Genomic DNA, 13,093 nt, shown 5'->3' on the forward strand with positions numbered 1-13,093 from the left:
TTAGCGGCATAAGACGGCGCTTTGACGGGATTGCCCGGTCGGATTTTCGTGAGAATGCCGCCCGAAGCAGAGCGATGTCGAGGATGGTTGATGGCCGAGTTGATTGACGGAAAAAGCGTTGCCGAAGGCGTGGTGCGGCGCGTCAAGGCCCTGACGATCGAACTGATGGAAAAGGGCGCGCACAAACCCGGTCTCGCCGTGGTCATCGTGGGCGAGGATCCGGCGAGCCAGGTTTACGTCGCCTCCAAATCCCGCACCGCCAAGGAATGCGGCTTTCATTCGGTCCAGCACACGCTGCCGGCCGAGATGTCCGAACTGGAACTGCTTGCTATCATCGGCGAACTCAACGCCGATCCCGGCATCAACGGCATCCTGGTGCAGCTGCCGCTGCCTGGCCATATCGATGCGGGCAAGGTCATCCAGGCAATAGCGCCGCAAAAGGATGTCGACGGCTTCCACTTCATCAATGTCGGCAAGCTCGGCACCGGCGAACTGGAGACGGCGTTCGTGCCTTGCACGCCGGCCGGCTCGATGCTGCTCATCGAGCGTGTGCGCGGCAAGGATCTTTCCGGGCTCAATGCGGTGGTCGTCGGCCGCTCCAATATTGTCGGCAAGCCGATGGCCAATCTTCTGCTTGCCGCCAACTGCACCGTCACCATCGCGCACAGCCGCACGAAGGACCTGGCTGCACTGGCGCGCACCGCCGACATTCTCGTTGCCGCTGTCGGCAGAGCTGAAATGGTCAGGGGTGACTGGGTCAAACCGGGCGCCACCATCATCGACGTCGGCATCAACCGCATCGCGGCGCCAGAAAAGGGCGAAGGCAAGACCCGTCTCGTCGGTGACGTCGCCTATGCGGAAGCGGCCAGGACGGCCGGCGCCATCACGCCAGTGCCCGGCGGCGTCGGCCCGATGACCATTGCCATGCTGATGGCCAACACGCTAGCTTCCGCCTATCTCGCGGCCGGATTGAAACGGCCGTCTTTCTGAACCTGGAAAGCCCAAAGCTTTGCCGAACCTCACTGTTCCCCCAGAGCGGCCGGTCGCCAATGATCCCATTCACGGCGGCCGGCAGTTCGGCTTCCTGCTGGTCGACAAGTTTTCCATGTTCTCGCTGGCCGCCGCAATCGACACGTTCCGGTCGGCGAACCGGCTGCTCGGCCACGACTTCTATGGCTGGACGACGGTGTCGGCCGACGGCGATGCCGTCATGGCCTCCAACGGCCTGCCGCTCAAGATCGACTACGCTGTCGCCGATCTGCCGCCGGTCGATATTCTTTTCGTCTCGGTCGGGCTGACCACCGAGTTTCCCGGCAAGAGCAAGGTGCTGGCGGCGCTGCGCAGCTGGGGCCGGCGCGGCAACGCGCTCGGCGCACTGTCGGTCGGCTCCTATCTGCTCGCCGAGGCAGGCCAGCTCGAAGGCTATCGCTGCACCATCCACTGGGAAAACCGCGCCGGCTTCGTCGAACGGTTTCCCGACATCAACTGCACCGGCAACGTCTTCGAGATCGATCGCAAGCGTTACACATGCGCCGGCGGCACCACCTCCATCGACCTGATGCTGGAGATCGTGCGCGGCGATTTCGGCTCGAGCCTCGCCAACGGCGTCGCCAACCAGTTCCAGCACGAGCGCATCCGCTCCGCCGGCGACCGCCAGCGCGTCGGCCCCGAGCGAGACCTGACCGGCAAATCGGAGAAGCTGCGGCGCATCGTCGAGCTGATGGCCGACCATCTCGACGAGCCGCTGTCGGCGGTGCAGCTCGCCAAGTCGGCGGGCCTGTCGGTGCGCCAGGTCGAGCGGCTGTTCCTGCGTCACCTCAGTGTGACGCCCGGCCGCTATTACATGCGGCTCAGGCTTGAGCGGGCGCGCGAATTGCTGCGCCAGACCAACATGCCGATCCTCGACGTGGCGATCGCCACCGGCTTCACCTCGCACTCCTATTTTGCCCAGAGCTACCGGCTGCAGTTTGGCCGGCCGCCTTCCGAAGAGCGGCGCACGACATATTGAGGGGTTTGGCGCAGTCAGGCCCGCCACGTGCCCCGGCGCCCGGGCTTGTATCCTGACGCGGCGTCAAATAGCTTCCCCCGGCTGGGACGGACTGGCGGGCATGGACTGCTGGCAGAAGCTGACTGGCTGCGACGAACTGGCGGCCACTGACTGGGGGGAGATTTCATGGCGGGACTTGCACGGAGCATCGTTGCGGCGGCGCTCCTGTTGTGGATGACGACGCTCGGCCTTGCCGCCGACCGTGTCGTCATCGTTCTCGACGCCTCCGGTTCGATGTGGGCGCAGATCGACGGCAAGCCGAAGCTCGAAATCGCCCGCGAATCGCTGCGAACGGTGCTGCAATCGGTCCCCGCCGACAAGGAAATCGGCTTCATGGCCTATGGCCATCGCGAGAAGGGCAGTTGCGAGGACATCGAGCTCATCGTGCCGCCGCAGGCCGGCTCGGCAGGTGCTGTTTCCACTGCCGCCGACAGCCTGAAATTCATCGGCAAGACGCCGCTGACATCAGCCGTCAGGCAGGCGGCCGAGGCGCTGAAATACACCGAGGACAAGGCCACCGTCATCCTGATCACCGACGGGCTCGAGACCTGCAAAGGCGACCCCTGCGCGCTCGGCAGGGAACTGAGGGCTGCCGGCGTCGACTTCACCGTAAACGTCGTCGGCTTCGGCCTGACCGCGGACGAGGGCAGGCAGGTTGCTTGCCTCGCCGACAACACCGGCGGCAAATACATCCAGGCGTCGGATGAGAAGGCGCTGCAGGACGCGCTGGTCGAGACCATCGCCGCCGCACCTGCACCGGCGCCCGAACCAGCGCCAGCGCCGCAGCCGGTCGCCGCGTCGGAAAAACCGGAGTTCAACTTCATGCCCGCCGTGGTGCTCGCCGATGGCGGCGATCCCGTCACCGACGGCAATTCCTGGGAGATATTCAAGGCAAAGTCCGACGGCACGCGCGGCGAGTACGTCGCCACCGAATACGGAGCTTATAAAGGCAATTTGGAGCCGGGTGACTACACAGTCGTGGCGCGCCATGGCGAGGCCAGGACCGAACAGAAGATCACGGTCGAGGCGGTCGAGGTCTACAAACCCCTGTTCGTGCTCGATGCCGGCACGCTCATCATTCATCCGCGGCCAAGCGAGGGAGCGGATGTGGCCGATGGTGCGGCTGTCGTGATCGCCTTTCCGGGCGTTGAAATGCCTGCGACCTATTATGGCGACACCAAGGTGGTGTTGCCGGCCGGCGATCAGAAAGTCACGGTCAGGATCGGGCAGGGCGAGGTTACCGAAACCATCCCGCTCACTGCCGGCAACGTCGTCGACAAGGATATCGTCGTCGGCGTCGGCCGTGTCGTTGCCAACGCCTACTACATTGCCGGTGGCGACAAGGCCGACGGCTCGGGCATTGGCTTCAAGGTGTTCAAGGCAAAAAAGAAGATCGACGGAACGAGGCAAGAGGTGGCTTATGCCTATGGCCCCGACAGCAAGTTCGATCTGCCGCCCGACGACTATGTGCTGACGGCGACGGTCGACCTTGCCGTCGTCGAGCAGCCGTTCAGCGTCAAGGCCGGTGAGCATCAGGATCTGAAGATCGCCATCAATGCCGGCGTGCTGGCGATCACCGCGCCAGGAGCTTCGAAGATCGAGATTTTCGATGCGAAGAAGGACATCAACGGCAACCGCAAATCGCTTGGCTACGCCTATGACGAGAAATATCAGGCGGCGCTGCCGGCCGGCGACTACGCCGTCGTCTCCGAAAAGTTGGACAACAGCTCGAAGGAAAGCACGGTGACCATCACAGCCGGCGAGCGAGCCGAGTTGACGGTGCAGTAGGGACATTCGACGTCTGAAAAAGGGTGGCCGCGAGCCCAGCCCCTACCCAAATGTGGACATGCCGTCTGGCGCCAGACTCGCGATTTGTCGCGTAATTCCTGATATCCGCGAGGTACAGCTCCCACATTGTGATGGTCAGCGGGCAAAAAAGGGCTTGCGAAAAATTCGTTTTTAAACGAATATCGCCTAAATGTTCGATGTACGACACTACATCACGCGTGACGGCGAAGACCTGATTGCCGGCTGGCTGCGCAAGCTTCGCGACGTACAAGCCAAAGCGGCGATCATCCGACGATTGAACCGGCTTGAGCAAGGCAACTTCGGTGATTTCAAGCCGCTTCGCGAGGGCGTCCACGAACTGCGCATCGATGTCGGCCCTGGCTACCGGGTTTACTACGTCCGATCGGGCAAGACGGTGATCCTGCTCTTGTGCGGCGGCACCAAACGAACACAGGACGCCGACATTGACCGGGCGTGTGACTATTGGCGCGACTGGCAAAACCGTACTGTTTGAAGGAGCAATGACGATGAAAGACCGCAGTCATGACGACGCAATGGCCGATCTGTTCCGGGACGATCCGGCGACGGCCGCTGCCACGCTCGACGCGATCCTTGCGGATGGCGACCAGGGCGAACTGCTGGTGACGCTCCGGCAAATGACCAAGGCGTTCGGCGGCATGCCCGCCGTCGCCAAGTCGGCCGAGCTGAACCCCACGCAACTCTACCGTACCCTTTCGGAGAAGGGGAACCCAGAGCTGCGCAGCCTGAATGCCGTCCTTCGCACGATGGGCCTGCGCTTGGCGGTGCAGCCACTCGGCAAATCCGTGCCCCACGTCTGACGTTAGAAAGGGCGTCGCAGAACATCCGGTTTTGCGACGTCAATATCAGTCGCGAAACCGATTCAAGACTCGGGAATTTTGCGACATGAACCGGCTAACGACCCCCACAAGAAAAAATTTCGAGCATGTGTCGGGGGCGCTTGGCTGTCGTTCGTCTTGTATACCTGACGCGACGGGGGGATTTTGCAGCATGGCGAAAATCGTATTCGGAATGAACCAGTCCCTCGACGGCTATGTCGACCACGAGGAATTACCTGCGCCAAGTCCCGCGCTCTTTCGTCACTGGATAGAGCATGTGCGCGACCTGACCGGCAGTGTGTACGGTCGCCGCATGTACGAGGCCATGCGCTATTGGGACGAAGATCGTCCTGAGTGGAGTACGGAGCAACACGAGTTCGCGGCGGCGTGGCGGCGCCAGCCGAAATGGGTTGTATCGCGCTCGTTGAAGTCGGTCGGTCCCAATGCCACGCTTATCGCGGATGACGTCGAGGTAGTGATACGCAGGCTAAAGGCCAAGCTAACAGGAGAGATTTCCGCTTCCGGACCAGAGTTGGCGCAAAGCCTGACCGAAATGGGTCTGATCGACGAATACCGCCTCTACCGTCACCCCGTGGTGCTTGGTCGCGGCAAGCCCTTCTTCGCCGGCTCTCGGCCACCGCTCCGCCTTGTGGCCAGCGAGCGAATCGGCGGGGAAGTCATCAGGTTGACCTACGTTCCTGCCTGATTACAGACCACGCCGATGAGAAGGCGATGCATCGAAATCCCCCTTTCGGTTCAGCATACGTTGCGGAAAGGATTCGGAAGAACGACGGCTGCGGGTGGGGAGATCGCCATTCGGCGGGGATCGGCCGAACGGCTTAGGAGCGCCATTTGCCGATCCTTATTGCGTTTCTCCAAACCTGCCGTTCGCGCTACAGCCTGATACGACCTTAAGCGGAAGCTCGTTCGCCCCCGGCCGAATTCACGCCCATGACCCGAAGCTGCCTTCCATCATTGCGGATTTATTCAGAATCTCCCGTTCGGGTTGGCCGAGGCCTCAGGCAGGATTCGAAATGTCGCGGCCAAACGGTCGCCATTCAGACATTCCGGTACCATCATTGTTCACGGGGCCTGGTATCCTGCAGCGTCTGCGAACTCTGCCACAGCCAGATTGCGAGCGAGCCTGAACGCCCGCGGACCTGTGCTTCCACAGGTCCTCTTAGAGCACCAGATTTGAACAACTCGCAGTCGCGGCCGGCGACTTGCAGGATTTCGTCGCTCACTGCGACTTCGGCATTTTGGCCGGCCGCGATCTCCATCAAGCGACTGGCGACGTTAACCGTATCACCCGTAGTCGCGATGTGCTGACGGCCTTTGCCACCGAGTCTCGACGCAACGATTGTTCCGTAATGCGCTCCGATCTTGAAGCCGAGCCTGGATGCAGTTGATGCGGGCAACGAGACGAGCCAGTTGTTGGTACGGCTGGCGAGCGCTGCGCAGCAGCGGGCAGCATTGAAGGCATCATCTGTCGCTGCTTCCGGTAGCCCGAACAGGATCATGGCTCCGTCACCCATGAAATTCGTGACAACGCCACCGCAGCTTGTCACCTCTTCGTCCACCAACGCATGGAACGTGTTCAAAAGTTCGCGTGTGGCGTTCGGCCCCAATGTTTCGCTCAGTCCGGTGAAACCGGACAGGTCAATGAATAAGATGGCGGCGTCCCTCCGGAGAGGTTCCAGGAGAAAGTCGCCATGCTTCGCGAGCCACGCCTCAAAGCCCGGGGCCTGAACTCGTTGAAGCAATTCGCTCTGCGTGGCGAAATACTGGGCCTGGTTCCGGCCCAACCAAAGCTGCGCGGCCCCGAACAAAATAGCCGGTGGAACGGCGGCGGCCATCGGCAACGCCGCGCTCAGCCAGATATGGTGTGAGAATGCGGTCATATTGACCACGAACCAGATCACAACCACGCCGACGATCGCTGCAAGGCCGATGGCATTGCGACGCCATGCCAACAGCCCCACAAGAACCACCGGCAGCACCACCGCAAAGCCGGCATCTGCAAGGCGAACGTACTGATCTCGCACTATGCCGTCGCCGGTCATCAGATGGGCAATGGCCGTCGACATGACCTCGACGCCTGGGAGCACGGGATCAAACGGTGTCGGGAAAACATCGCCGGCGCCGGTTGCAGTTGCTCCGATCACAACAATTCGATCCCGAATAATGCCGCCATCGACTTGGCCGCCCAGCACCGTCGTGGCGCTGATCGTGCGGATCGTGCCGCGGGGGCCATAGAATGTCAGAGGGAGTATGTGACCAATGTCCGTCCGAATCCGCTGTCGGCCCAGAGATAGATAGTCGGGCGCTATTCCCGGATCCTCTCCCACCGCCATGGCGGCAACGCGCAGGGAGAAAGACGCTTCCGTCCGATCTCCGGCCCGAAACAGCAGCGGGACGAACCGAGGCGTTCCCGTCCAGTCGGTAACCACGTTCACGACGCCGACAGCGGCGATATCCGAGAACGCTTTGAGGGGCCACAAAAACTGCTTGGCATTCGGCACTCGGGCGAGAGGGCCATCGCCCTCGACTGCAATCGATTGTTTACCTCCCGAGTAGACCGCTGCAGCAGCGATTACGCTTGAAGTTCCACGCAGCGAACGCGCGAGCGCCTCATCATCATCTTTTGTCCCGGGATCGACCAGCAGCAGGTCGACCGCAATGGCTTTCGGCCCAAAGCGAGCTATCGTGTCGACAATCCGGGCAAGCGTGGCGCGGCTGAGCGGATAGCGGCCCTCGTTTCGGACCGCTTCGTCGTCTATTGCGACAATGGTAATCAGCTCCGGCGGCTTTGTGGTTCCCCGAACAAGCGTTCGAAGATCCGTCATCGTTGCTTCGACGCGATCGAGGCCCCACATGTTGCCGCGCCAGTGCGCAAAGCCAAGCCCGGCCCCCCAAAGACCCGCCAGGACGAGCGCGATCAGCGTCTGAAGCGCTCGCCCGCTCATTTAGCTTACTGACCGAAACGCGCCATCAATGCCGAAACACGTGCGGCGGGCCAGCGCTTGACTGTCAGTGTGCCTGTTCCGGCTTCCACATCGACGCCTTCACCCGGCCCGAGGACTACGCCAGCATTGGACGCCGGCCTTTGCACGGCGACGCGACCTTTGACGACGAAGACAGACGTCTTGCCTCGGGCAACGTCAACTGCCCATTTTGTACCTCGCACCGCGGCGATCGCCTGCGGGGTGACGACAGCGAAGCCACCCCGGACCCTGCCGGCTGGAGCATCGAGCAACAGCGCCTTGCGCCGTAATCTGACCGCATCGGCACTGCCATTTCGATCACGGTCCACCAGTGCAAAACGAGCGCCATCTTCCGCAATGATGGTAAGGCCTTGCCGGCATCTCAGAATTTGTCGGGACGTCCCTGCTACCTGTCGGAACGTACAGCCGGCGTTATTCGACTGCGCTGAAGCGGTATCCACCCAGAAGACACAGGCAAGCATGCAGGCCATCAGGCTCCGGAGATATCGGCCACTTGCGCTCATGAACGTCTCCTTGCTTTTGCGAGAATCTGCGGCAAGAAAATCTATGCATTGTCTTCTGCGGTCAGCTTGGCAGTATACTCATGCGTACGAACCGGCACTTGCAGCCGCGTTGCCTTTAGAGGTAGCACGGTGCCGACCAGCGATCTTAGCACGATAGCTTGCTCCAACGCCAAATAAGGCGACATCAAGCCGTTTGAGGCGGCCGCGCTGCGAATGTCGCGAACGTCACGCGGCGACGCTGCTGTTCGGCTCATCTGCCAGAACGAGCAGGTCGCGCCACATCCGGACATTCGGCGGGCTTCTCCATTGCCGGACCTTCGCTCAACCGCAGAATTCGACCCGTTCCTGTCTTTCAGCGTCTGACGCTCAACGCCGCAAGTTGACCTAGAGCGGACACTTCGACGGTATCCGGTTCGACCCGGTAGCTAACACACCGCAGCCTTTGGCCCTAAGCGGATGGATTTTCGCCCGCAACTGTCGCGAGTAACAACCGCGCTTCATTGAGATCCGAAGTGCCCAAGCCCTCGCTGAACCAGCCATAAACCGGTGCAAGAAGCTCATAGGCTTCCGCGCACTTGCCGTGGTCCCGCCAGAGGCGGGCGAGGCTTGCCGCAGCCCGCAGCTCGAGCATCTTCGCGCCTTGGGCTTGGGCGACCGCGATCGCCGAACGGTAACATGCCTCAGCCTTGGATGCGTTGGGGGTAGTGAGCGATAGCAGCATCTCACCGGTTAGCCGATGCAGTTCCGCCTCACACCAGCGTTCCTCGGTCTCCGCCACCAACATAACGGCCTCGGCGAGCGCACGTAGCGCTTCATCCGTTTTGCCCGAGCGGTGTAGGGTCTCAGCAAAAAGACTCAGGTGATATGGCGCGCGCATTCGATGTCGCGCCGCTCGGCACTCCGCCATGCCCTCAAGGATTTGTGGAACGCTCTCCGATGGCGATCCCTGTGCACCCGATGCCCAACCCCGGAAGATCTTTCCGTGGGCCAGCCACAAACGTAGCCCGTGCTCCTCGGATAGGGATATCACCGCGTCCGCGTGCAGTCGAACGGCCGCAGCATCTCGACTGAGATGAGCCAGTGTCGCAGCCCCCCAGGCAAGCACGTAGCCTCGGCTGTTAAAGTGATTGAGCTCTTCAAGCGCCTTAGTCGCGCGGTCCATCGTTTCCGATGCTCTTTCTGGAAAGCCGCTCAGCCACAAGATCATGGACAAGATGGCGAGACCAGCTGCCCTCTGATCCTGCCCGAAGCGGAAGGCGAGAGATCGGTGCTGTCCCGGATCGTAAAGCGCAAGTGCCTGCTCGATTTGCTCTCGACCAGCCAGCAAATCTCCAATATGCGCAAGCGAAAATCCGAGAATCCTGTGTCCGACGAGCTTCATGGCCCGGTCGGCGTGGAGTTCGGCGCGACCCAGAAAGTCCTCTGCGAGTTGGCGCCCCTTCGACCACTCGCCGCCGGCTGCGCGATAGGCCCATTGACCGTAGAGGATCGGAAAATGCTGCTGCTGGCTACGGCCCAGCCGCTCGCAAAGCTCCTGCGCTCTCGCGTGGGCGGCGCCGGTCTCCGGAGCTCCGTAACCCTTTGTGGCCATGAGCGGCATGCCGAGAGCAGTCTGAAGGTCCAGCTCAAGTTCATCGCGCCGACGCGTTTCGGGAATTGATTTCAGAGCTTCCAGACCGTTCATCAGATGGCCGATTGCCTCCGCATTGGCGGAGAGTTCCGCCGCCTGCTGCCCGGCTTTCAACCAGTAGCCGACTGCCTTCTCTGCGAGGCCAGCCTCACTGTAGTGGTGGGCGAGCACCTCCGGCTGGGCGGTGCCCTTCTCAGGGAAGTGCTCCTCTATGGCTTGCGCGAGGGCTGCGTGTATTTGTTGCCGTTTACTGCGGAGCAGACTTTCATATGCGGCCTCCTGAACCAGGGCATGCTTGAACGCAAAAATGGCTTGCGGTGGCGTGCCGCGCCGATAAACCAGTTGCGATTCCTCAAGCCGCGCCAGTGCTCCATGGAGCTCGCTCTCGCGAAGTGGAGTGACCAGGGCGAGCAGCTCGTAGGAAAACTCCCGCCCAATGGCCGCGCCGATCTGCGCCACCTCCTTGACCGGCATCAAGCGATCGAGACGTGCGGTCAGCGAGTCTTGAAGGGTTGCTGGGATTGCCAAGGGCGGCAGGGGGCCAGCCAACACATAGCTTCCACTCTCTTCGCGCAGCAGCCCGGATTCGAGGACATTTTTGGTTAGCTCCTCGATGAACAGAGGCACCCCATCCGTCTTTGCCACGACCTGCTGCAGCACCTCCGTCGGCAATGTCTTGCCGGCAGTCAGCCGATCGATCATCGCGCAACCCGATTTGCGGCTGAGGCGGTTCAGCGTGAGAGACGTGACATGCGGGTGACCGCTCCAGGAGTGTTTGAATTCGGGCCGGAACGTGATCACCAGTAGAACCGGTAGACTACGCACACGCTCGATGAGCCGCTCCAGTAGCTCAAACGATGTCGGGTCGATCCAGTGCACGTCCTCAAATAGCTCCAGCACCGGTCGCCGCCGCGCCAAACCCTCGACCTGATCGGCCAGCGCGTCGAGCGTTTTTGACATCAGCTCTTCTGGCGCGAGTTGTAGTTGCGGATAGCGCCCGCCGGATGGAATCGACAGGAGCGCCGCAAAGATAGGCATCACTTCTGTGACGTTCTGCGTCGAAAGCGCGAGCAGTTCCTCGAGTTTTGCGAGTTTCCGTTCGTCATTGTCATCCCGATCGAATCTGGCGGCGCGCTGCAGATGATCGATGATCGGGTGCAGCGCACTGTGCACGTGGTAAGGCGAGCAGAAGTGGATAATGCGCGTGTAGGTGCTCTCGTCCGATCTTTGCTGTAGAGCGCGCGTAAGGCGCGATTTGCCAATTCCCGGTTCCCCTGAGAGCAAGACAACCTGCCCTTCGCCATCTCGCGTCTCGTCCCATCGCCGCTGCAGCAGAGCCAGCTCCTCCTCGCGGCCAACGAGCGGTGTGAGCGCGGCTGGGTGCAGCGCCTCGAAGCGGCTCTCTGCTTGGCTTTCGCCGATCACTCGCCAAGCACGCACTGGCTGGGCGAAGCCTTTGATATGCTGAGAGCCGAGGTCGGCAAGGTCGAACAGACCACCGACCAGGCGGCGCGTGTTCCGGCTGATCACCACGCTATTCGGCTCAGCCAGCGACTGCAGCCGTGCTGCCAGGTTGGGTGTCTGGCCGACGACAGACCTCTCCTGCGCCTCCCCGGCTCCGATAAGCTCTCCTACCACCACGCCGCCTGTTGCGATGCCGACGCGGACCTCCAACGACAGGTCGTATTTTGGCTTAAGGCTGTGAATGGCTTCGACCGCGGCGAGGCCAGCCCGCACTGCGCGTTCCGCCTCGTCTTCATGGGCTCGCGGATAACCGAAATAGGCCAGCACGCCGTCGCCCATATATTTGGCAATGTGCCCTTCGTAGCGCGCAATTGCGGCGGCCACGGCGCTCTGATAGGCCCGCAAAAGTTCACTCACCTCCTCGGGATCGAGCCTTGACGCGAGCGCGGTCGAGTCGACCAGGTCGACAAACATCACTGTCAGCTGGCGGCGCTCGGCGTCTGGAGCTGCCAGGGTCGTGACGTCGACCGCAGCGAAGGCTTGCGAAGAACGGGCGGGCGCAGAACCCGCGCCGTCGCGGAGGGCGGCGATTGCCGCAAGCAATCTACGGCGGTGGCCGACCGAGGTGATGCCTAGCGCGATGAGATCCTCTGCCGTGAGGTCGGCGAGAACCTCGGCATCGATGTCGTTGGCGCGAAACTCCTGTTCGTACTGCGCGAGCCCCAAATCGCGCAGCCAGGTGCCGACGTCCATTGGACTCCTCCGGCGCTCCGGTTATCCGGAGCGCAAGGCTCGACATTCTACCGCACAATCACCGCGAAGGTGCACGGAAAAGGCACATCCGAAAGGATTCAAGGTCCGCAAAATGGCACACTTTTTGCCGTTCAATTATCCGGGAGAACGACTGCCTTCCATCCCAGCCAGTCGTTCGACGCTCATTTCGGGCGTTCTGCGGCTCTGGTGTTTGAACCAGCCGGACGCGCCATTTCCAGACATTCCCGTCGCTTTTCAGGAGCGGACCTTCGCTTGTCGTCCGAAACCGACCCTAAGCGGAAGCTCGTTCGCCCCGGCTGAATCACGCCCATGACCCAAAGCTGTCATTCCGCCCGAACGTGTCGTAGTTTCTAATGGCTCTGCCGATGGGAGGGGTCATGTCCGAGCGCCCGATTGCCCTGACATAAGGCGCTGGTATTGTGTAGTTACTGGGCTCCAAAGCGGAGCCGTCACACGTGGGAGGAGTCCGAGCGTGGTCGAGAGCGCCGTGCAGCGCCGTTTGGCGGCCATACTCGCTGCCGATGTGGTCGGTTACAGCCGGCTCATGGGCCATGACGAGATGGGCACGCTGACTACGCTGAGAGCGCTGCGGGCCGAGCTGGTCGATCCAAAGATCGCCGAACACATGCGGAGGATTTTCAAGGCGACCGGCGATGGGGTTCTGGCTGAGTTCCCCAGCGTTGTTAACGCCGTTGCCTGTGCGGTCGACATCCAGCGGCGGCTGGAGGCGCGCAACGCCGACTTGCCAGAGGACTGCGCGATCCGACTGCGGATCGGGGTCAACCTGGGCGATGTCATCGTCGAGGGCGAGGACATCTTCGGAGACGGAGTGAATATTGCGGCTAGACTTGAGAGCGTCGCCCCGGCCGGTGGCATAGCGGTGTCGGGCACAGTGCGTGACCATCTGGGCAACAGCTCTGTGCGAGCAGATCAAGTTGGGCAATGACATCACCAATCTCGTAAACCTTGAACGGGGCTACTAAGGGCTCGTATGGCAATAACTGCTTCAGTTCCTTGACGGGATT

General features: G+C 61.7%; 9 protein-coding genes and 1 pseudogene. 7 read left to right on the forward strand and 3 right to left on the reverse strand.

Translation table 11 applies throughout. The features are described from left to right. Positions 1 to 90 precede the first annotated feature (90 nt). The 6 genes from AC0L2R_RS21445 to AC0L2R_RS21470 all read left to right on the forward strand — a co-directional run bounded on the left by AC0L2R_RS21445 (position 91) and on the right by AC0L2R_RS21470 (position 5,398). Positions 91 to 990, forward strand: coding sequence for a bifunctional methylenetetrahydrofolate dehydrogenase/methenyltetrahydrofolate cyclohydrolase (locus AC0L2R_RS21445; RefSeq protein WP_473511387.1), 900 nt, complete (start codon positions 91 to 93; stop codon positions 988 to 990). A gap of 19 nt (positions 991 to 1,009) precedes the next feature. Continuing rightward, the gene (locus tag AC0L2R_RS21450; protein WP_287055993.1) at positions 1,010 to 2,008 is read left to right on the forward strand and encodes a GlxA family transcriptional regulator; all 999 of its coding nucleotides are present in this window, start codon (positions 1,010 to 1,012) and stop codon (positions 2,006 to 2,008) included. 165 nt (positions 2,009 to 2,173) lie between these two features. Further along, a complete protein-coding gene (locus tag AC0L2R_RS21455; RefSeq protein ID WP_473511389.1) occupies positions 2,174 to 3,835 on the forward strand; it encodes a vWA domain-containing protein in 1,662 nt (553 codons plus the stop codon). A gap of 190 nt (positions 3,836 to 4,025) precedes the next feature. Next, positions 4,026 to 4,349, forward strand: a complete 324-nt coding sequence (locus AC0L2R_RS21460) for a type II toxin-antitoxin system RelE/ParE family toxin (RefSeq protein ID WP_473511391.1) — start codon at positions 4,026 to 4,028, stop codon at positions 4,347 to 4,349. Positions 4,350 to 4,362: 13 nt separating this feature from the next. Beyond that, entirely contained in the window at positions 4,363 to 4,674 is a 312-nt protein-coding gene (locus AC0L2R_RS21465; protein WP_473511393.1) for a helix-turn-helix domain-containing transcriptional regulator, read from the forward strand. Between the two features lie 190 nt (positions 4,675 to 4,864). Further along, on the forward strand, positions 4,865 to 5,398 hold the full coding sequence (locus AC0L2R_RS21470) for a dihydrofolate reductase family protein (RefSeq protein ID WP_473511395.1): 534 nt from the start codon (positions 4,865 to 4,867) through the stop codon (positions 5,396 to 5,398). Positions 5,399 to 5,768: 370 nt separating this feature from the next. Here the strand turns inward: AC0L2R_RS21470 and AC0L2R_RS21475 are convergent, their stop codons facing one another. The 3 genes from AC0L2R_RS21475 to AC0L2R_RS21485 form a co-directional block, all read right to left on the reverse strand. Continuing rightward, positions 5,769 to 7,658: a CHASE2 domain-containing protein gene (locus AC0L2R_RS21475; RefSeq protein WP_473511397.1), complete on the reverse strand. Its 1,890-nt coding sequence runs from the start codon at positions 7,656 to 7,658 to the stop codon at positions 5,769 to 5,771. Between the two features lie 5 nt (positions 7,659 to 7,663). Next, positions 7,664 to 8,200 (reverse strand): FecR domain-containing protein, encoded by a 537-nt coding sequence (locus tag AC0L2R_RS21480; protein WP_473511398.1) that lies wholly within the window; start codon positions 8,198 to 8,200, stop codon positions 7,664 to 7,666. Positions 8,201 to 8,648: 448 nt separating this feature from the next. Then, positions 8,649 to 12,047: an AAA family ATPase gene (locus tag AC0L2R_RS21485; RefSeq protein ID WP_473511400.1), complete on the reverse strand. Its 3,399-nt coding sequence runs from the start codon at positions 12,045 to 12,047 to the stop codon at positions 8,649 to 8,651. 508 nt (positions 12,048 to 12,555) lie between these two features. Here AC0L2R_RS21485 and AC0L2R_RS21490 point away from each other — a divergent pair. Then, positions 12,556 to 13,011: pseudogene (locus AC0L2R_RS21490) on the forward strand (adenylate/guanylate cyclase domain-containing protein); the annotation flags it as partial. Positions 13,012 to 13,093: the final 82 nt, after the last annotated feature.

The sequence above is a fragment of the Mesorhizobium sp. WSM4820 genome, assembly GCF_055811075.1.